Here is an 18,849-nt window from a genome sequence, read left to right on the forward strand (position 1 = left end):
CAACCGCACCGCGCTTGAACTCGGTGCTGAACTTCCTTCGCTTCGACATGAACACTCCTCATGGCCTTGATCGGCCTTCTCGTAAGTGTCCGTGAAAACGGGGGTGAACCCATGGAACGCGCTATCGGCGGGAGACGTGAAGGCAGGCAGCACGGTGCTGGTACAAGGGACGGGTGGCGTCTCATTGTTCGCACTGCAGTTTGCCAAGGCGGCGGGCGCGCGCGTCATCATCACGTCCTCCAGCGATGACAAATTGCGTCGAGCTGCTGCGATGGGTGCCGACGTTGGGATCAATTATCGAGACCGTAGCAACTGGCCGGAATTGGTTCGGAACGCGACGCAGGGCAACGGCGCAGACATCATCGTGGAGACAGGCGGGGCGACCCTGCCGCAATCGCTGGACGCCGCTGGCTGGGGCGGTTTTGTGGCGGTGGTGGGTTTTGTTGCAGGTTACTCGGCCGAGGTTGGGATCCGTCAGATTCTCGCACCGATGCTGCGTATCCAAGGCATGGCCGTCGGCTCAAAAAAGAGCTTTGAATCCATGAACGATGCAATCTCAACACATCGGATTCGACCTGTTGTGGATCGCACGTTTGCCCTAGAGGACTCGGCTGAGGCGTTTGCGTATCTTGCATCCGGCTCAGGCCACTTCGGCAAGGTTGTTGTGGAACTGTAAACCGGACCAAGCGCCGACGTGTCGCAACGCTTTTCACTGAATGCTGGCAACGTAAGCCGTGATGGTCAACAGCGACACGATTGTTGTGCCTAGGACTGTGGCTGCGGTAGTGCTGGCTTCGCGGCGATGGAACTCGGCTAGCATGAAAGGCCCCGTTCCGGTCGGCAACGCGGCCATCATGACTGAAGTGTGTGCTAGCAGCGGCGGCAGGGAAAAGACGTGAACAGCGAGCACCCACACCAGCACTGGCTGAGCCACCAGCTTTCCTAGCCCCAGCACAATCGCGCTTCTACCTGTTCCAGAGGCGACGTTTCGGCGCTCACCCAGAAAGAGCCCCAGGGCAATCAGTGCGCACGGCGCGGCCGCGCCTCCCAAAAGTTTGAGGAACGTCTCTACTGGCGCGGGAGGCGACATTCCGGTGGCCATGGGAATAACGCCGAGCAGCGGGGCCAACAGCAGCGGGTTGCGTGCCAGAGATTTGGTGACCTTCCAAAGAACGTGATGGAGACGTTGCTCGCCTTGAAGCCCAATCTCAATCAATACAATGGCTACAGCGAACAACACGCAAACGGTCAGCAGCGTGGCCACCAACGTGGGGGCGAGCGCAGCTGAGCCCAGCACGGCTGCCGCCAAGGGGAAACCAATGAACCCGGTGTTCGCATACGAGGCATTGAGCCCGTCGATGCTGGCGTCGGCCAAAGCGTGACCGCTGCGCCTGCGCAGAAGCACCGTTGCGACAAACACCGCCGCCGTGCCATCGCCGAAACTCAGGACAAACCCGGGGTGCCAAAGCTCACGCCAGTGCGCATTGGCTACCACATCAAACAGGAGGGCCGGCAATGCCAAGTACACGACGAAGCGATTGAGCTCACTCGTGGAGTGCGGACCGAGCGCCCCCGTCCGGCGAGCTAGCCAACCGGCGAAGACCAGAGCAAAAATCGGCAAGACAATCGCCAAAACTGAAAACATGGATACGAGAACCGGGGGAGGTGGCCACAAGCTTACGCGCCGAACATCAATGCACTCCAATGCTTTTTATCTGCTACAGCGACAACGGACATCACCTACATCCGGACTTACGACGGCTTCATGTACCCGGCCGTTGTGCTCGATTTGTTCTCACGCCAGGTAGTGGGTTTGGCAACACGTCCCACCCAGCACACCGACCTCGTGCTGCAGGCGCTGCTCGCCGCGGTATAGCGCCCGATCCAGGATTGCTTGTGCACTCTGACCAAGGAACGCAGTTCACCAGCGAAGACTGGCAGTGCTTCCTGCGTGAGCACGACATCGTATGCAGCATGAGCCGACGAGGAAATTGCCACGACAACGCAGCAATGGAGAGCTTCTTCCAGCTGTTGAAACGCGAACGGATTAAGCGGCGGATCTACAGCAATCACGACGAGGCAGGCGCCGATGTCTTCCAGTACATCGAGATGTTTTACAACCCGACACGGCGACACGGTTCCAATGGCGGCCTGTCCCCGATAGAGTTTGAACGGCAGTACGCACTAAACGGCTGAAGAGTGTCTACAAAAGCCTGGGCGATTCACGGGGATCCTGCTTCACTGTGGTACTAAGGGTCTGAAATAAGTTTCAATCAAAGACAGCATCTCGATGAGGCACAACATTCAAGCTCGACACGCCGAACGGCAACTCCCGGCCGAGGCTGTGTAAAAACCCTTTGCGGATGATCTTTCGGGGAGAGCGCATCCGACTCACGCAGTTCGGTCAAAACAATGATGCGGAGTTTTCAAGCCGCGATTGCTCTCAGCATGCCTTGCATTCCGACAATCTTGATCATGCGCTTCATGTTGTAAGCCAGAACCGCCAGGCTGATCTCTGTTCTGACCTTCGGAAGCGTCTTCGTGAGCAGTGGTGTCGTACCCAGCCACGCCTTGAGCGTGCCGAACACGTGCTCTACGGTCTGCTTTCGCAAGATAGCGACTTGTGGCCTAGCGTTGAGGCGGAACTGCATCGCCTCAAGTACGTGTTCGTGCTCCCATCGACCAACGCGTCGGTAGTTGGAGGTCGTACATCTGGTACGCATCTGGCAGTCGGGACAGGCCGACGACCAGTATTTGTGCAGTTTCAGTCTGTTCTCTTCGGTGGTAAAGCGGTGGATGGCCAATTCGCCCGCCGGACATTGATAGGCATCGACCACTGGGTCGTAGATAAAGTCCCGCTTGTCGAACCTTCCTTCCGCTTTGCTGTTGGACGTTAGTGGCTTCGGAACCAACGGGATGATGCCCACCTGCTCACACGCCAGTATCTCGGGGGCGTTGAAGTAGCCACGGTCAGCCAACGCTGTCATGTGCTGAGCTCCAAGTGCGTCCTTGGCCATCGTAGCCATGCCAAAGAGTTGGGCGCGATCGTTACCGGCGTTGGTGATCTGGGGCGACGATCAGATGATGTTCGGCGTCAACCGCCGCTTGGAGGTTGTAGCCCACGGTGCCGGTTCCGCGTCCGCTTGAGGTCATCGAACGTGCATCGGGATCAGTTAGTGATATCTGGTGGTCCGGCTTGCCCTTGAGCTGTTGTTCGATGGCATCGAGCGTTTTCATCTGATCACGTACCTTCGCCAGCTTGTCCTTCAGATGGGGGACGCGCCCCTCCGGCAGCAGCGCTGGATCACGATCAGCCCGATCCAGCTCGGCCAGATAGCGCACGACGCTCTGGTCCAACAGTTCGCGACGCGCCTTGATCTTGCCGGTGGTGAAGTTCCGCTCTCGGCTGTTCACGGCCTTGAGCTTGCTTCCGTCGATCGCAACCACAGCATGCGAGAAGACCTTCATGTTCCGACACAGTGCAATGAAGCGACTGCACACTGACATGATGGCGGTGCCGTTGTCCTTGCGAAAGTCGGCGATCGTCTTGAAGTCCGGCGCCAATCGCCCGGTCAGCCAAATCAGTTCGAGGTTACGCTGCGCTTCGCGCTCCAGACGCCGGCTGGACTGGATGCGGTTGAGATAGCCGTAGATGTAGATCTTGAGCAGCGCGGCTGGGTGATAAGCGGGCCGGCCACCAGCGGCGCGATCGACGGTCCCAAAGCCCAGGACACTCAGATCGAGCGCGTCAACGAAAGCATCGACCACCCGCACCGGATTGTCTTCGTGGACGTAATCTTCGAGCCGATCAGGCAACAAAAGCCCCTGTGATCGATCAACGCCATCGACGAATCGCTTCATGCTCAGCACCAACCGAATGGTGCTGAGATATTGCCAGTGGCGCAGGGGTTTTCACACAGCCTCGGCCAGAAGCAGACGTTAGGTTGCGCTGCCAAAACGCGCCTCACCGAACTGGCGGCGTTACCACGTCATCGCCCAACCCGCCATGGCAGCCAGTAACACGACCAGGACCGGCGGAGCACGCGCAACGACCAGCAGCCCGAATGCGACCAGTGCCATCGCGATATCCCATCGGTCATGGATCGCGCTCGTCCACACCGGGTCATACAACGCCGCCAGCAGGATGCCGACTATCCCGGCATTGACGCCTGCAATCGAAGCTTGGAGATCCTTGCGGTGGCGCAGGGACTCCCAGAACGGCAGCACCCCCACGAGCACAAGAAGGGCTGGCAGGAAAATGACCACCAGCAGTGCAAGGCCGCCTGCCCAGCCACCCAGCGGCCCCTCGGCCATAGCCCCCAGATACGCTGCAAAGGAGAAGAGAGGGCCCGGCACCGCCTGCGCCGCACCGTACCCGGCGAGGAGATCCGCCGTGCTCACGGTGCCGCTCTGGACGACCGCGGTCTGCAGCAACGGCAGCACGACATGGCCGCCGCCGAAGACCAGGGCGCCAGCGCGGTACACACCCTCCAACAGCACGGCCAAGGGGGAGCCGCTAACCACCGCCCACACGGGCAGCAGAACAAGCGGCAGCACCAGTAGCACCAGTGCCACTGTGCCGGTTCTTCGCGAGACGGGATAGCCGCCGTCTGATTGGCCGGAAGCAGGTTCGATCTTCAGCATCCAGCGACCGAGCAGTCCGCTGAAGATGATCACCACGATCTGGCCGACGACCGAGGGTATGGACAAAGTCAACACAGCGGCAAAAAGCGCCATCCCTGCCCTCAGACGGTCCGGGCACAGGGATCGGGCCATTCCCCATACTGCTTGAGCCACCACAGCAACTGCCACGATCTTCAGGCCATGCAGCCAGCCGGATTCAACGATGCCCTGGTATTTGGCAACCCCCAAAGCGAACAGGATCATCAGCACGGCCGAAGGCAGCGTAAAGCCAGCCCAAGCAGCCAACAGGCCAGACCAGCCAGCGCGGCGCAAGCCCAACGCCATCCCAACCTGGCTGCTGGCCGGGCCTGGCAGTAACTGGCACAGGGCCACCAAATCAGAGTAGCTACGGTCCGTCAGCCAACGGCGGCGTTCGACGAACTCGAGGCGGAAGTAGCCCAGATGGGCGATCGGACCGCCGAACGACGTCAGCCCCAGCCGCAGGAATACCAGGAAGACGCGCCACGCGCTGTCGCTTGTTGTGGGATCGAGCGCCGACATGGACCATGACCTCCTGTGGTTCTCAGCGGCGGCAAGCCCAGCCAGGCACTGGGATCACGGCGTGGAGCTTCCGGCGTGCCCGGTCACCAGCTCTCCATCTTCCTTTCGGAACGGCCCGGGCAGCGGCGACAGGATCTCCAGCACCACTTCCGAAGGCCGGCACAGACGAGTACCCCTATCGGTTTGTACGAGAGGACGATTGATGAGTATCGGGTGCGCCAGCATCGCATCAAGCAGCGCGTCGTCGCTCAGTCCTGCGTCGCCTAGCCCGAGCGCTTCATACGGCGTCCCCTTCTGCCGGATGGCATCGCGCATGCTCAACCCCGCCGCCGTAATGAGCTCGACTAGGCGCGCACGGCTGGGTGGGTTGGCCAGGTAGTCGATCACTTCCGGCTCGATGCCGACGAAGCGAATCAGTGCCAAAGTATTGCGCGAAGTGCCGCAGTTGGGGTTGTGATAGATGACAGCGTTCACGCACTTTCCTCTTTCTTCAAAACGGTCTCCACCACGCCTGCGGCAGCGGCCAGCGCCGTCGCCTCAACGGCCCCCTTGCGCTCGCTGTATCGGTCCACCAGGTAGTCGCTACGCCCGCGCACCAGAAGGGTGAACTTGATCAGTTCCTCCATCACGTCCACGACGCGATCGTAGTACGCCGAAGGCTTCATTCGACCGTCGTCATCGAACTCCTGCCAGGCCTTGGCCACCGAGGATTGGTTCGGGATCGTGACCATGCGCATCCAACGGCCGAGCACGCGCAGCGCGTTGACCACGTTGAACGACTGAGAACCGCCGCAGACCTGCATCACAGCCAGCGTCCGGCCCTGAGTGGGTCGCACGCTGCCCTCTTCTAGTGGCAGCCAGTCGATCTGATTCTTGAATACTGCAGTAAGGGTGCCGTGGCGTTCCGGGCTGATCCACACGTGTCCTTCTGACCACAGCGAGGCCCTACGCAGCTCCTGCACCTTCGAGTGAGTGGCCGGCACCGAGTCAAGCATCGGTAGCTCATGTGGATCAAAGAGGCGGGTTTCCGCCCCAAGCTGCTCCAGCAGCCGCTGCGACTCAAGCGCCAGCTTGCGGCTGAACGACTGCGGGCGCAGCGACCCATACAGGATCAGGATGCGTGGTCGGTGTGGCTGGGCGACCGGATCGCTGAGCTTGGCGGCCGTGGGGATGTCCAAGGCACCCGAGACCACGTTAGGGATCTGCTGCACGGGGGTTGTCCTGTCATTTTAATTTGATTATTCTAGAATCATGGAACACAAAAAAGCAACCCACGCCTTGGCTGCCCTGGGTCATGCCACCCGCCTGTCGATCTTCCGCCTCCTGGTTCAGGCGGGGAGCGTCGGCAAGCTGGCTGGCGATATTGCGCATGCGCTCTCTTTGCCTGGCGCCACACTCTCTTTCCACCTGAAGGAACTGCTTGCTGCGGGACTGATCAGCGCCGAGCAACGTGGCCGGACCATCTGCTACCGAGCCGAGTTCGTGGCGATGAACGAGCTGGTGGCCTACCTGACTGAAAACTGCTGTGCAGAGGAACAGGCCTGTGAACGCCCCGCAGGATGCTGACCCCATATCCCAGAGTTCGCCAAAATGACCCGTCGTGTTCTCTTTCTTTGTACCGGCAATTACGCGCGCAGCGTGTTGGCCGAATCGACCCTGACAAAGTGGGGCGAAGGCCGCTATCGGTCCTTCAGTGCAGGCAGCCAGCCGGCCGGTCGGGTCAATCCGTTCGCCATTGCTCAGTTGCAGCGCGAGGGCTTCCCGGTGGAGGGCCTGCGTAGCAAGTCCTGGGATGAATTTGCCGAAGCGGATGCTGCTGCCATGGACCTGATAGTCACCGTGTGCGACAGCGCGGCTGCCGAAGCGTGCCCGGTCGTGTTTGGCGATTTCGTGCGCGTGCACTGGGGCTTGTCCGATCCGGCCGGCGTAGAAGGCTCGGATGCACAGAAGGCTGAAGCATTCGATCGGGCACATCAGATCATCAAGGCCCGCCTGAAGGCCTTCCTGGAGATTCCTGACGGGGCATGGGATGACCGTAAAGCTCTCAAGGCACAGCTCGATCAGATTGCGCAGATCAACTGACCGTCCTCCCGGAAACTCCCATGACTACTGAAACCTCCCGCCTGTCCTTCCTGGACCGGTATCTCACGCTCTGGATCTTCGCCGCCATGGCGCTCGGCGTCGGCCTGGGCGCGTTGTTCGAGGGCGTGCCCAACGCGTTGAACAGCCTTTCGATAGGGTCGACCAACATTCCGATCGCGATCGGCTTGATTCTGATGATGTATCCGCCGCTGGCCAAGGTGAAGTACGAGGAACCCCGATGCAGCAGGTTGTTGGTTAGCCAGGCATCCCGCAAAGCCCATCGGCTGCCCTGCAAGCGATAGAGATGATCGGCGACCCAGAAGTCCCCACCGCCATCCATCAATAGACTGCTGATGATCAGCGCCGCACCCGCTGGTAGCGCTAAATGAGTGATTAAGAATCGAGGTGCGAATGGTGCGTTGGATAGTGGGGCGTTGCCCAGTAGTCGGAATTCATTGGGGGGCATCGGCATGTGCCTCCTTCGAATGCCACAGCGCATGCGCGTCGATACGCACCAGTGCTGATGCTTGCAACGCATCGACGCGAACCTGTGCCTCGGCGAGTCGTGTCTGGCGCAGGTTGCGCAACGTCAAGAGGTATTCGGCCAAGGAGGCCTCTCCCAATTCCCAAGCCCGCCGCGTGCGGTTGCTGGCCGTGGTCTGCGCGGCCAGCGCCTGCGCGAATGACTGCCACTGTGTGCGCTTGCTGTCGGCAGCCTGCACGGCGACCCACGCACTTTGCTCCACCGCGCGCCGCACGCCGAGCGCCTCCGCCTCTGCGGCCGCCGCATTGGCGCTTTCCGTGGCAGCCATTGCACTGCGATAGTCTGTGCCAAATGGCACCGTCAGGACAACGCCAATGACACGTTCCGCCCCGCCGCGTTCAGACATCATGCGTACCCCGACTGTGGGGTCGGGCGTGCGGTTGGCGCGAGCTCGCTCGGCCACCTTGGCAAGGCGAGCTGCCTCTCCATCGGCAATGCCGATTTCGACGCTTTGTCGCACAATTCGCGCCAGCCACTCCTGTACCCCGCCCTGCAAGGGATCGGGATCTGGCAGCGTGGATGGCCGTGCGGGAATCTCAATGCCGGGGAACTCGATCACTACCGTTTGTCGTGCTGCCCGTTCTGCGTCGCGCGCAGCGCTAACCTGGGCAGCAAGCATTGCGCGTTCGGCTTGCAGAACGTCGCTGTCCCGCTGCGCGGCATCGCCCAGGGTCACGCGGCGGGCCATTGCTTCCTGCTCACGTATAAGCAACTTTTCCTGCGCTTGCATCTCGTCGGCTACGACGAAACTGCGCAGCCATCCGGCCCAGACTTCCAACAGTCGCCTTGCCATTTGGTGCTCGGCATCTTCAAGGCGCATATCGGCCACTCTGCGGGTGCGGCTACCGATGTCCCGATCTATACGTGCCTTGTTTGGCAAGCGAACAGCACGGCTGAGCTGGATTTCCCATTCGTTGTAGCGACGCGCTTCGTTGGTCACGTTTCGACGTTGTAGGCCGCTACTGAGTTCAAACTCGTGGCTACCGGCTTCAAGGGCGCTTTGCGTGGCAGCAGCCGCGTCCAAGCGAGCGGCTGCTGCATTCACGACCGGCTGGGTTTTCATCGCCGCTTCGACTTGCACCTGCGGAGGCAGCCAAGAGAGATCATCGGCGTGCGCTTGCGCGGGATGAAATGTCAAAGCCGCGATAGCCACCATGACGGAACCAGTCGGCAGCACCAGGCTGCATCCTTTGTTTTTATTCGTCATACCAGTCTTCCACTTGCCAACACCGGCTCCACCCACCAGCGCACATCGCTCGATGCGATGCGCTGGCGCAGATGCGCCAGAACCTGTTCCAGCCGTTCGGGTTCGATCAACACCCAGATGACGCGCCGATCCACACGGCCGCGAACTTTCTCGCGAATGGACGCGCGCGCGAAGTCGCCGGTATGCCCTTCGGCGTGCAACAGGGTGAACCCTGGCAGCACCGGGTCGGCCATCAGGGCATCGGTGACGGCGTCTTCGAGCGTGGGTGGAAATACCAGATTCAGGCGCACCAGTTGCGCTTCTTTCAATCCGTTCATGCATGGACTCCTTGTTGTGAGGAGATGGCCTGGCCGAATCGCCGGTACAGCACCGGCAGCAGGACCAGGGTCAGCGCCGTGGAGCTGACCAGCCCGCCAATCACCACGATGGCGAGTGGGCGCTGGATCTCAGAGCCAGGGCCACTGGCCAGCAGCAGGGGCACCAGACCAAAAGCGGTGATGGAAGCCGTCATCAGCACGGGGCGCAGCCGTCGCAGAGAACCTTCACGCACCACCTGTTCCATGGGCAGGCCCAGCGCGTGCAGGTGGTTGAAGTGCGTCACCAGCACCAATCCGTTGAGCACGGCGATGCCCAGCAGCGCGATGAAGCCGACCGAAGCAGGCACCGACAGGTACTGCCCCGATAGCCACAGCGCCGCCACGCCGCCGACCATGGCAAACGGCACGTTGCCGAGGATGAGCGCGGCCTGCCGCACCGAGCCGAAGGTCATGAACAGCACGAAGAAAATCAGCCCCAGGGCCACCGGCACCACCATGCCAAGGCGGGCCGCTGCACGTTGCTGGTTCTCAAACTGCCCGCCCCATTCGACGCGATAGCCGGGCGGCAGCGGCACGTCGCGCGCCACGGCTGCGCGCGCTTCATCCACGAAGCCGACCAGATCGCGCCCGCTCACGCTGGACTGGATCAGTGCGAAGCGCGAGCCGTTCTCGCGCCGCACCAGCACGGGGCCATCGGTGGTGGCGATGCGCGCCAGCGAGGCCAGGGGGATTTCGCCCTGATCGCCACGGGCGAGCTGCAAGTCCTTGAACCGCTCGGCCGATCCGCGCAGCCGGGCATCCCCGCGCACCACGATGGGCGTGCGCCTGTCCGGCTCGATCACCAGCCCGGCCGGAACGCCTTCGAGTTGCGCGCGCAACTCGTCCTGAACCTGTGTTACGGCCAGCCCGGCGCGCCCCGCCGCCTGCGCATCCACCTTCACCTGCAGGTATTCCACGCTGTCGCTGGCCTGGGTGAGCACGTCGCGCGCACCGGGCACTTTCTCGATGCGAGCGGCCATGCGCTGCGCCAGATCGCCCAGTGTTTGCAGATCAGGGCCGAACAGCTTGACGGCCACGTCGCCCCGGCTGCCGGTGAGCATTTCTGAGATGCGCATCTCGATGGGCTGGGTAAAGCCGAATTCCAGGCCGGGGAAGGCATCCATCACCTTGCGTATCTCGGCACTCAAGGCCTCCTTGTCGGCTGCATGCCAATCCTTGCGCGGTGCGAGCTGCATGAACAGGTCGGTTTCGTTCAGGCCCATCGGGTCGAGCCCCAGCTCGTCCGAGCCCACCCGCCCGATGCTGTGCCGCACCTCGGGCACTGCCGCACTGATGGCCTTCTGCACGGCCAAGTCAATCTCCAGCGAGCGCTGCAGCCCAATGGACGGCGGTTTTTGCAGTTGCAGCAAGATATCGCCTTCGTCCATCGTCGGCATGAACGCCTTGCCCGTGCCGAGGTAGGCCACCACACCCAATGCCAGGGCCGCGATGGCGACTGCCGATGCGCGTAGCGGGTGGTGAAGCGCAGCCTCCAGCAGCGGTTGGTACAGGCGCGTAGCCCAGCGCATCACCCACGGCTCGGTGTGCGCGTGTTCCTTGAGCAGCAGCGAGGCCAGCACAGGCACCAGCGTGAACGACAGCAGCAGCGAGACGCCCAGGGCGAACACGATGGTCAGCGCCACCGGCACGAACAGCTTGCCTTCCAACCCTTGCAGCGTGAGCAGGGGCATGAAGGTAAGGCAGATGATGAGGATGCCGGAGGCCACGGGCACGGCGACCTCGCGCGCCGCCGCGAATATGCGGTGCAGGCGCGGCTGGTGCGCACTGGGCGCGTGCGGGTCGAGCCGACTGACGGCGTTTTCCACCACCACTACGGCAGCGTCCACCAGCATGCCGATGGCGATCGCGAGGCCCCCCAAGCTCATCAGGTTAGCGCTCATGCCGACCAGACGCATCAGCAAGAAGGTGCCCAGTGCCGCCAAAGGCACCATCACCGCCACAACCAGCGCGGCGCGAAGCTCGCCGAGGAACAGAAGCAGCAGGATAACGACCAGTACCGTCGCTTCCAGCAAGGCGCTTTCCACCGTGCCCACGGCGCGCTCGATCAGCGTGCTGCGGTCATAGAACGGCACCACTTTGACGCCGGGCGGCAGGCTGGGAGTCACCTCGTCCAGCCGGGCTCGAATGGCTTTGACCAGCGCCGAGGCATCGGCCCCGCGCAGCGCCACCACGATGCCTTCCACCGCTTCGCCCGCGCCGTCCCGGGTGACGGCGCCATATCGCGTCACGCCTTCGATGCGCACCTGGGCCACGTCGCCCAGGCGAACTGGGGCCGTACCATTGGCCCCCGCGCGCAGGATCAGACGGGATAAATCGTCCAAAGTGTGGATCGCGCCTTCGGCGCGCACGATCAGCGTGTCTTCGCCTGCATCCAGGCGGCCCGCACCGTCATTGCGGTTGTTGCGGCCGATCGCCGTGATGACATCAGAGAAGCTGAGGCCCGCAGCGGAAAGCCGTGCGCGATCCGGCACCACAGCAAAGCTCTTGGCTTCTCCACCCAGCACGTTGACATCAGCAACACCGGGCAGCGTGCGCAGAGCCGGGCGCAGCGTCCAGTCCAGCAGGGCGCGGCGCTCGCTCAACGTGAGGCCACCGCCTTCGATGGTGAACATGAACACGTCCGACAGCGGTGTCGAAATCGGCGCCAGCCCGCCGCTGACGCCTTCGGGCAGGCTGCCCGAAACGCCGGCATAGCGTTCAGCCACCTGCTGACGCGCCCAGTAGATGTCGCTGCCTTCGGCGAAGTCCACCGTGATGTCGGCGATGGCGTACTTGGCCGTGGAGCGCAGCATCACGCCCCGCGGCACGCCGAGCAACTCCATCTCCAGCGGCGTGATCACGCGCGACTCCACCTCCTCAGGCGTCATGCCAGGGGCCTTGATAATCAGCTTGACCTGCGTGGGGGAAATATCCGGATAGGCGTCGATCGGCAGTTGCAGGAAGGCCACCAGGCCCGCACCCGCCAAAGCCAGCACGCCAAGCAGTACCAGCGCACGTTGGCGCAGGGAAAATTCAATCAGACGGGACAACATGCGTGGTCGCCCCTCATTGCAATGGAATCATGGATTTAAGCAGTGCCGTACCGCGCACGACGACCTGCGTGCCTGCCGCAAGCGGCGCAGTGTCTGGCGAGACGGCACGCACGGCGCTTGACGCCTCTGATTCGTCTTGCCCCAGCAGTCGCACCGGAACAGCGCGGACGCGTAGGTCGCCGTGCTTGTCTTGCGATGACGGCTCAGCAACGTAGACCACGTGGGCGCTGCCCGCTGGCAGCAGTGCGGACGATGGCACGCTCAAGGTGCCCTGCGGTGCTGGCAGCAACAGCGCGACACTGATCTGCTGCCCGGCCGCATAGCGGTCTGCCCCTGCCTGATCTGCATCGACGCGGGCACGTACCCGCAGGCTCTGACTACTGAGGTCAGTGTCGCCACCAACAGCCGTCACGCGAGCGATCGTGCCATCGGGAAGACGCACTTCCAAGCCTGGGTGGAGATCCGAGCGCCAGCGCAGCGGAACCGCGACGCTGACATCCAGCGGGCCAGGCTGAGCCACTATGAAGGCGATGTCGAGCGGCGCGACCGCCTGCCCGAGGCTCAGGTGACGACGCATCACCCGCCCGGACAAAGGCGCCAGCAATTCATACTCGCCGGCCTGCCCGCCGCTAACGGGTCGAAGCCGTGCGAGGGCGCCATTGGCCTCTTGCAACGTACTTTGCGCAGCCGCCGCGCGCGCCTGGGTTTGCTCGTTGCGCGTGGCTGGGATGATGCCCTCGGCCAAGAGCGTGGCATCGCGCCGGGCCTGCGCCGTAGCCACCGCCGCTTCGGTGCGGGCACGCGCCAGATCAGCCTGAGACGCCAGAACGTCCTTGCTCTGGATGCGCGCCAGTGCCTGACCTTGGCGCACTGCGGCGCCTTCATCGACCAGAACGCGCGTCACCACACCGCCATATGGCGCCACGACCTGCGCGCTAGCCGAGAGTGGTGCCACCGTCTGCGCGGGTAAGCTATCCAGCGGTATCACTGCAGCATCCTTGACGAGTGCGGTTTCCACACCCTGCGCGCGAAGCTGAGTGGCATTGAGGTGAACGCCGCCAGCGTTCGGTTGGGCGACAGCTTCGCTCGCGTCTTTATCGGCTACGGTTGTCTGCTGGGTTGCCCAAGCCCACCAGCCGTACCCTACGGCAGCCAGAACTGCCACACCGACGGCGGACAGGGCCAAGGTCTTGGTTCGGCTGGAGGTGCCCGCCGCTTTCAAGGTCGGGAAGCTCATGCTTGTGCCGCCCCAAATGACGTAGAGCAGAGTAGAGAGCACACAGCGCGAATTGAAAATTCGTCGCATATGAAGCGGTGCGCGAGGTTAATGAGGCGAAACATGCGGTCGATCTCTTGTAAAGATCAGCTCATGTTCTTCGGTGAATCTTTGAGAAAGCTTTGGAGAAAGCGAAATTTTCTCTGTACGATCTATTCAGAAAAAAACCGCTTGTCTTGAGCCACAAGCTGCCGGTAAGTTGACTTCTCAGTCACTTGATCCGATAGCCAGGATAGCCAGCGGTTCGCTTTTTTGCCATCTCAAACATCGGGGCCATGCGCCATGGACATCAAGAATTCCGAATACCGTTTCAGTCCTTTGGTCATAGGACTGCATTGGCTGACCGTGCTTCTCATCATCGCGGTCTATGCGAGCATGGAGCTGCGCGGACTGGCACCCAAGGGCGCCTTGAGAGACGCCATGAAGTCCTTGCACTACCTGCTGGGCCTCAGCGTTCTGGTGATCGTCCTTATTCGTGTCTGGGTGCGCAGCCAGGCGGGCGCGATGCCCGCGATCCAACCACCCATGCCACGCTGGCAGGCCACGCTCGCCGATGTCATGCACTATGCGCTCTACAGCTTCATGCTCGCCATGCCGCTGCTCGGATGGCTCACCTTGAGTGCGGCGGGCAAGCCGATTGTTCTGTTTGGCTTGCCCATTCCGTCTCTGATCGGCACCGACGTTGCTTTGTCGCGCCAACTCAAGGATGTCCATGAGGCGCTGGCGACATTGGGCTATGTCTTGATCGGATTGCATGCGATGGCGGCGCTGTTGCACCACTACGTCATGCGTGACACCACCCTGGTTCGCATGCTCCCCGGTCATCGTCCCTGAACTGCTGGCCTTGGGCTGCTTCACATGGATTTGATTTTCCAATGACAAAATTTCACCACCGCGCCCACCCTGAAAGTCACCGCACTGAACATATCGGATGGCTGCGCGCCGCTGTTCTGGGTGCCAATGACGGCATCATTTCCACGGCCAGCCTAGTTGCAGGCGTGGCTGCTGCCCATGCAAGCCATGCCAGCATCATGACCACGGCCATCGCGGGGTTGGTAGCCGGTGCCATGTCCATGGCTGCAGGCGAGTTCGTGTCGGTCTATTCACAAGCTGATACGGAAAAGGCAGATCTGGCACGGGAACAAGATGAACTGAACCGTAGTCCGCATGCAGAGCATCGGGAACTGGCCGCCATCTACGTCCGGCGTGGCCTGGATCATCGGCTCGCGGATCAAGTCGCCACGCAGTTGATGGCACATGATGCGCTGGGCGCGCACGCGCGCGATGAACTGGGCATTTCTGAAACGCTGAGCGCTCGCCCGCTGCAAGCTGCAATGGCGTCCGCCGGGAGCTTCGCCGTGGGCGCGGCCATGCCGCTGGCTGTGGTTCTGCTGGCGCCAGAGCAGAGCCTGCTCTATTGGATCGTCGCGACGGCGATTGTCTTCCTGGCCCTGCTCGGCGCTGCGGCTGCTGCCGTGGGTGGTACGCCGCTCTTCAAAAGTGCGCTGCGCGTCGCGTTCTGGGGCACATTTGCCATGGCGGTGACAGCGGGCGTGGGAGCCATGTTCGGCACTGCGGTGTAGATCTGCGTCAATCTCAGAGCAGCGGTGGCCAAGGGCCAAGCCGCGCGGACAGCCGACCGTTGTCCAGTGAGAACGCCAGCGGCAGGTCTATGGCATGCGCGAGAGCCAGGGCCAGCGCCAGTCCCAGTCCAGCGTGATGCGCCGTGCCGCCTTCGGAATCCTTGCGCCAGAAGCGAAGGCCGAATTGATCTAGATCGGATGCCTGCAAATTGGGAGCTGTGTTGACGATGGTTAACATCCAGCCGGATGCCTCGAGCTCCAACCTACATTGAATGTCGTCGCCTTCGGGCGCGTATTCAATGGCATTGCGCAAGAGGTTGGAGAGGATGCGTTCGATCACGCCCTGATCACTTTGCACCCATGCTGATTCAGGCAAAGTCACGCGGATGGGTGACTTGGGTGCCATTTTCTGGACGTTGAGTCCCGCCAGTAACTCTTGCAGCAAAGCTGTCAGATCCAGAGGATCCAGCGCCAGTGTGTGTTGGCCGGACTCAAGACGCGCCAACAACAGCAGAGTGTCCACACTGCGCTGCATGCGTGAACTGGCCTTGATCATTGCATTCAGGGCGCGCTGGATTCGGGCCGGGTCGGCATCGATCAAAGCGCTTTCTGCGCTGATGCGGATTTCCGCCAGGGGCGTGCGCAACTCGTGGGCCACATCGCGGGAGAAGCGGCGCTCGCGGACAATGGCCGCATACAGGTGATGCAAGCCCTGATTGAAGGCTTCGGCAAACGGACGCAGTTCACGGGGAAAGTCCGCTCCGATCCGCGCAATCGGCCGATCCGAACGCAGATCGGCCAGTTGCTCGCCGACCCGCTCCAGCATGACCACGATATGCCGAACCATGAGCAGCGCCAGGCCCGTCGCTAGCAGCGTTGCCAGCACAATACCGCCCAAGAGCGCAAAGTGGATGCGCCGCTCGGTTTGATCCCAATCCCGGCGTTCTGTTGCGACGACTAATAGCTGAGACCTCTCTCCAGTTACCGACACGCGCGTCGCCAGCGCGCGGCCCGCGTGGCCATCCGGAAGTGTCACGTCGTAATAGCGCGGGGTGCCTTGCTCCACCGGGCCAAGCGATAGCTCGGCGCCTGCACTGCTGGGAGAGCGTAGCAAGGCCCGGTGGGTCTGCGAATCGAAGACCGTGAAGAACTCGGTATGCCCGCCAGGCTCATATTCCGGCATGAGGCTTTCGAGCTTTCTCGCATCCAACTCCTGCAGCACGCGCCCCACCGCCGCTGATCGTTGCATCAGGGTGGTATCCATCCGTCGATAGATTTCGTGGTCAATCCAGTAGTCGAGGACGGGAAACAGGATCGCGAAGGTTCCTCCAATGCAGATCACCAAGCTGGCAGCCAGCCGCCGCTGCAAGGACCAGGATCCGCCTTGACTCGCATCAGAAAGGGCTTCGGAATCGGGACGTACCATCGTTCAGGGCAGGATGTAGCCGAAGCCACGGCGTGTCACGATCAGTTCATCCAGGCCGCACTGGGCAAGCTTGGTTCGCAAGGTGCTGACGATCACCTCTACCACTTTGTCCGATGCATCGCTGCGGCTGTCGTACAAATGTTCAAAAATCTGCGAGCGCGACAGCGTGGCGCCGCGCCGACGCAGCAGCAAGTCGAGCAGTCCATACTCCTTCGGCGTGAGCCCAAGATCAATGCACTTGAACCTCGCGATGCGCGAGCGCGGATCGACCTCCAGATCGCCGTGGCGCAGAACTGGAACGTCCCGTTGCGGTGGACGCCGTACTAGCGCCCGCAGGCGAGCCAGCAGTTCGGCTAGCTCGAAGGGTTTTGTCAGGTAGTCATCGGCACCCGCATCCAAGGCCCGCACCCGGTCGTCGAGCAGTTCGCGCGCGGAGAGCACCAACACCGGTGCGGCATGGGCCTCCCGGCCCAATGCGCGCAACACGCCAAAGCCGTCCAGCCGGGGCAGCATCAAGTCCAGAATGATGGCGTCGTACCGGTAGCTGGCAAGAAACTTCAGCGCGGACACGCCATCGGCTGCTGTATCGCAGGCATAGCCTTCCGACTGAAGGCTCTGGCTCAGGGCTTCGGCCAGCGTTTGCGAGTCTTCCACGATCAATATGCGCATGTGCTTTCTTCCATTCAGCGCATCTCGAAAAGCTCTTGGTGGAACGCTTCCGGCTCCAACCCCTGGGCCAGCAGGTCGGCGCGCAACGCGCGGCCGAAGGCCGTGGGGCCGCAGAACCAGACGCTGGCGTCTTTCCAACTTGGCACCATAGCACGCAGGCGCTCACCCGTCAGGCGACCGTCTTTCTTGTCGATGAACAGGTGTAGCGCCACGCCGGCCGCCTGGCTGTCGGCGCGAAGCTTCTCGATGGCCTGCGGATCAGCGTCGCTCGTCGGATGGAACAAATCGACGGGGCGTGCGTCTTGGCCTTTGTGCTGCGCCAGATACTTCATGCGCGCAATGAATGGGGTGATGCCGATGCCGGCGCCGATCCAGATCTGGCGGGCACGTCCGTCGTCGAAAGTGAAGCAGCCGTAAGGCCCCTCGACCGTCACCCGGTCGCCAACTTGTAGGCGTTCCGGTAGCCGGCGGGTGTGGTCGCCCAGCGCCTTGGTGATGAAGGTGATGCGCCGGTTTTCCGGCACCCAGGCTGAGGCCAGCGTGTAGGGATGCGGGCCTTCTTTCGGGTTGGACATGGCGAAGGCAAACTGCCCGGGCCGGTGGCCGGGCCAGCCCGGGTCCATCCGCAGGGTAGTTTCCAGCACGTTCAGCGCAGGGTAGGTCTGCAGCGATTCGATGACACCGTGCGCGGTGCGCTGCGCACCGACCCGGCCCAGCAGTACCCACGCCGCCGATACCGTGCCGCTCGCCAGCAGCATAGCCAAAGCCCAGCCCACGGGCTGCGCCCAATAGGAGAACTGCACAAGCACCAAGGTGTGGAAGGCCAGCACCAGGTAGATCGCTGCCATCCAGTGGTGTGTCTTGGCGAACGGCCGGTAGGGGAAGCGCTTAACCAAAGCCAGCACCAGTAGCACCGCGACGGCGTAGAAGGCCCATTCGCCCAAGTCCTCGGCTAGTCCGCGCCAGCCACGCAGCGCCGATTCAATGGAGCCCATTGAATCAGCCGCTGCGCGGGGCTTGCGCGCCGGGCGCGTCAGCCAGCCCCAGCCTACGGCCCACTTGGTACCCTGCGCCCACAGCCAGTGTACTGTCGCAGCGGCCAGAGCGGCGATGCCGAGCCACTTATGCAGGCGGTACATCTTGTCCAGTCCGTTCAAGCTGGGCTCCAACCACGCAGGGCGCGTGGCCAGCACCATCGCCACGGACATCGCGCCGATGGCCAGTACGCCGCTGTATTGAATCCATACCGTTCGCAGGGCGAAGTAGTTGGACTGCGCAGGCCAGAGCGTATCGGTAAAAAGCCATAGAGCGCTCAATGCCAGCGCAAAAAACCAGAACGTCCAAATTATTCTCTTCATCGTGGATTTTCCCCACATTCTGCGGAAGGCGCATGCGGTGCTGGTCTGAAACCATCAATCCAGAAACGCGATAGCGTGCCTTTGAATGTGACCATGTATCCGAAATTACAG

Annotated in this window: 16 protein-coding genes and 3 pseudogenes; 7 read left to right on the forward strand and 12 right to left on the reverse strand. The window is 62.2% G+C overall.

The annotated features are described in order from the left end of the window. The first annotated feature begins 136 nt into the window (after positions 1 to 136). Positions 137 to 676 carry a zinc-dependent alcohol dehydrogenase family protein gene (locus tag ACVOL0_RS12560; RefSeq protein ID WP_481549411.1) on the forward strand — a complete coding sequence of 180 codons (540 nt, stop codon included), beginning with the start codon at positions 137 to 139 and terminating at the stop codon, positions 674 to 676. A gap of 33 nt (positions 677 to 709) precedes the next feature. On the opposite strand, the gene ACVOL0_RS12565 is transcribed toward ACVOL0_RS12560, so the two are convergent. Then, positions 710 to 1,645: an AEC family transporter gene (locus tag ACVOL0_RS12565; RefSeq protein ID WP_481549412.1), complete on the reverse strand. Its 936-nt coding sequence runs from the start codon at positions 1,643 to 1,645 to the stop codon at positions 710 to 712. 84 nt (positions 1,646 to 1,729) lie between these two features. Here ACVOL0_RS12565 and ACVOL0_RS12570 point away from each other — a divergent pair. Then, a pseudogene (locus tag ACVOL0_RS12570) lies at positions 1,730 to 2,196 on the forward strand (IS3 family transposase); the annotation flags it as partial. A gap of 230 nt (positions 2,197 to 2,426) precedes the next feature. On the opposite strand, the pseudogene ACVOL0_RS12575 reads toward ACVOL0_RS12570, so the two are convergent. The 4 genes and pseudogenes from ACVOL0_RS12575 to arsH all read right to left on the reverse strand — a co-directional run bounded on the left by ACVOL0_RS12575 (position 2,427) and on the right by arsH (position 6,395). Next, positions 2,427 to 3,861 (reverse strand): annotated as a pseudogene (locus ACVOL0_RS12575) (IS1182 family transposase). Positions 3,862 to 3,981: 120 nt separating this feature from the next. Continuing rightward, on the reverse strand, positions 3,982 to 5,184 hold the full coding sequence (gene chrA, locus ACVOL0_RS12580; RefSeq protein ID WP_481507760.1) for a chromate efflux transporter: 1,203 nt from the start codon (positions 5,182 to 5,184) through the stop codon (positions 3,982 to 3,984). Positions 5,185 to 5,238: 54 nt separating this feature from the next. Next, positions 5,239 to 5,658, reverse strand: coding sequence for an arsenate reductase (glutaredoxin) (gene arsC, locus ACVOL0_RS12585; RefSeq protein ID WP_062168864.1), 420 nt, complete (start codon positions 5,656 to 5,658; stop codon positions 5,239 to 5,241). Next, the gene (gene arsH / locus ACVOL0_RS12590) at positions 5,655 to 6,395 is read right to left on the reverse strand and encodes an arsenical resistance protein ArsH (protein ID WP_481549413.1); all 741 of its coding nucleotides are present in this window, start codon (positions 6,393 to 6,395) and stop codon (positions 5,655 to 5,657) included. Before arsH ends, arsC begins: the two co-directional genes overlap by 4 nt. Before the next feature lie 40 nt (positions 6,396 to 6,435). On the opposite strand from arsH, the gene ACVOL0_RS12595 reads away from it, so the two are divergent. From ACVOL0_RS12595 to ACVOL0_RS12605, 3 genes and pseudogenes are all read left to right on the forward strand, one after another. Continuing rightward, a complete protein-coding gene (locus ACVOL0_RS12595; protein ID WP_062168868.1) occupies positions 6,436 to 6,750 on the forward strand; it encodes an ArsR/SmtB family transcription factor in 315 nt (104 codons plus the stop codon). A 24-nt stretch (positions 6,751 to 6,774) separates the two neighbouring features. Then, positions 6,775 to 7,266 carry an arsenate reductase ArsC gene (locus ACVOL0_RS12600; protein WP_303747742.1) on the forward strand — a complete coding sequence of 164 codons (492 nt, stop codon included), beginning with the start codon at positions 6,775 to 6,777 and terminating at the stop codon, positions 7,264 to 7,266. A 20-nt stretch (positions 7,267 to 7,286) separates the two neighbouring features. After that, positions 7,287 to 7,499 (forward strand): annotated as a pseudogene (locus ACVOL0_RS12605) (arsenic resistance protein); the annotation flags it as partial. A gap of 219 nt (positions 7,500 to 7,718) precedes the next feature. On the opposite strand, the gene ACVOL0_RS12610 reads toward ACVOL0_RS12605, so the two are convergent. Genes ACVOL0_RS12610 through ACVOL0_RS12625 form a run of 4 tightly spaced genes read right to left on the reverse strand, consistent with a single transcriptional unit; the run spans position 7,719 to position 13,663 of the window. Continuing rightward, positions 7,719 to 9,017 (reverse strand): TolC family protein, encoded by a 1,299-nt coding sequence (locus ACVOL0_RS12610; RefSeq protein WP_231732380.1) that lies wholly within the window; start codon positions 9,015 to 9,017, stop codon positions 7,719 to 7,721. Further along, complete coding sequence (locus tag ACVOL0_RS12615; protein WP_062168876.1) at positions 9,014 to 9,334, reverse strand: DUF3240 family protein; 321 nt, start codon at positions 9,332 to 9,334, stop codon at positions 9,014 to 9,016. The genes ACVOL0_RS12610 and ACVOL0_RS12615 overlap by 4 nt, the downstream gene beginning before the upstream one ends. Next, positions 9,331 to 12,426, reverse strand: a complete 3,096-nt coding sequence (locus ACVOL0_RS12620) for an efflux RND transporter permease subunit (protein WP_481549414.1) — start codon at positions 12,424 to 12,426, stop codon at positions 9,331 to 9,333. Before ACVOL0_RS12620 ends, ACVOL0_RS12615 begins: the two co-directional genes overlap by 4 nt. Before the next feature lie 13 nt (positions 12,427 to 12,439). Then, positions 12,440 to 13,663 carry an efflux RND transporter periplasmic adaptor subunit gene (locus tag ACVOL0_RS12625; RefSeq protein WP_481549415.1) on the reverse strand — a complete coding sequence of 408 codons (1,224 nt, stop codon included), beginning with the start codon at positions 13,661 to 13,663 and terminating at the stop codon, positions 12,440 to 12,442. Between the two features lie 321 nt (positions 13,664 to 13,984). Here ACVOL0_RS12625 and ACVOL0_RS12630 point away from each other — a divergent pair, with 321 nt between their 5' ends. Together ACVOL0_RS12630 and ACVOL0_RS12635 are read left to right on the forward strand one after the other, a co-directional pair. Continuing rightward, positions 13,985 to 14,536 (forward strand): cytochrome b, encoded by a 552-nt coding sequence (locus ACVOL0_RS12630; protein WP_481549416.1) that lies wholly within the window; start codon positions 13,985 to 13,987, stop codon positions 14,534 to 14,536. 41 nt (positions 14,537 to 14,577) lie between these two features. Beyond that, positions 14,578 to 15,285, forward strand: coding sequence for a VIT1/CCC1 transporter family protein (locus ACVOL0_RS12635; protein WP_035884269.1), 708 nt, complete (start codon positions 14,578 to 14,580; stop codon positions 15,283 to 15,285). Positions 15,286 to 15,298: 13 nt separating this feature from the next. On the opposite strand, the gene ACVOL0_RS12640 is transcribed toward ACVOL0_RS12635, so the two are convergent. From ACVOL0_RS12640 to ACVOL0_RS12650, 3 genes are read right to left on the reverse strand one after another with little or no spacing between them, the layout of a single operon-like run. Next, a complete protein-coding gene (locus ACVOL0_RS12640; RefSeq protein WP_229302608.1) occupies positions 15,299 to 16,654 on the reverse strand; it encodes a sensor histidine kinase in 1,356 nt (451 codons plus the stop codon). Between the two features lie 60 nt (positions 16,655 to 16,714). Next, a complete protein-coding gene (locus ACVOL0_RS12645) occupies positions 16,715 to 17,380 on the reverse strand; it encodes a response regulator transcription factor (protein WP_481549417.1) in 666 nt (221 codons plus the stop codon). 14 nt (positions 17,381 to 17,394) lie between these two features. After that, positions 17,395 to 18,756, reverse strand: a complete 1,362-nt coding sequence (locus ACVOL0_RS12650; protein ID WP_481549418.1) for a ferredoxin reductase family protein — start codon at positions 18,754 to 18,756, stop codon at positions 17,395 to 17,397. Positions 18,757 to 18,849: the final 93 nt, after the last annotated feature.

Source organism: Stenotrophomonas sp. STEN021, from assembly GCF_056760175.1.

Bases quoted from the DNA above. Each gene is read 5' to 3' on its own strand.
- ACVOL0_RS12565 (WP_481549412.1), bottom strand. From the start codon at position 1,645: ATGTTTTCAGTTTTGGCGATTGTCTTGCCGATTTTTGCTCTGGTCTTC.
- chrA (WP_481507760.1), bottom strand. From the start codon at position 5,184: ATGTCGGCGCTCGATCCCACAACAAGCGACAGCGCGTGGCGCGTCTTC.
- ACVOL0_RS12595 (WP_062168868.1), top strand. From the start codon at position 6,436: ATGGAACACAAAAAAGCAACCCACGCCTTGGCTGCCCTGGGTCATGCC.
- ACVOL0_RS12600 (WP_303747742.1), top strand. From the start codon at position 6,775: ATGACCCGTCGTGTTCTCTTTCTTTGTACCGGCAATTACGCGCGCAGC.
- ACVOL0_RS12610 (WP_231732380.1), bottom strand. From the start codon at position 9,017: ATGACGAATAAAAACAAAGGATGCAGCCTGGTGCTGCCGACTGGTTCC.
- ACVOL0_RS12615 (WP_062168876.1), bottom strand. From the start codon at position 9,334: ATGAACGGATTGAAAGAAGCGCAACTGGTGCGCCTGAATCTGGTATTT.
- ACVOL0_RS12620 (WP_481549414.1), bottom strand. From the start codon at position 12,426: ATGTTGTCCCGTCTGATTGAATTTTCCCTGCGCCAACGTGCGCTGGTA.
- ACVOL0_RS12625 (WP_481549415.1), bottom strand. From the start codon at position 13,663: ATGAGCTTCCCGACCTTGAAAGCGGCGGGCACCTCCAGCCGAACCAAG.
- ACVOL0_RS12630 (WP_481549416.1), top strand. From the start codon at position 13,985: ATGGACATCAAGAATTCCGAATACCGTTTCAGTCCTTTGGTCATAGGA.
- ACVOL0_RS12635 (WP_035884269.1), top strand. From the start codon at position 14,578: ATGACAAAATTTCACCACCGCGCCCACCCTGAAAGTCACCGCACTGAA.
- ACVOL0_RS12645 (WP_481549417.1), bottom strand. From the start codon at position 17,380: ATGCGCATATTGATCGTGGAAGACTCGCAAACGCTGGCCGAAGCCCTG.
- ACVOL0_RS12650 (WP_481549418.1), bottom strand. From the start codon at position 18,756: ATGTGGGGAAAATCCACGATGAAGAGAATAATTTGGACGTTCTGGTTT.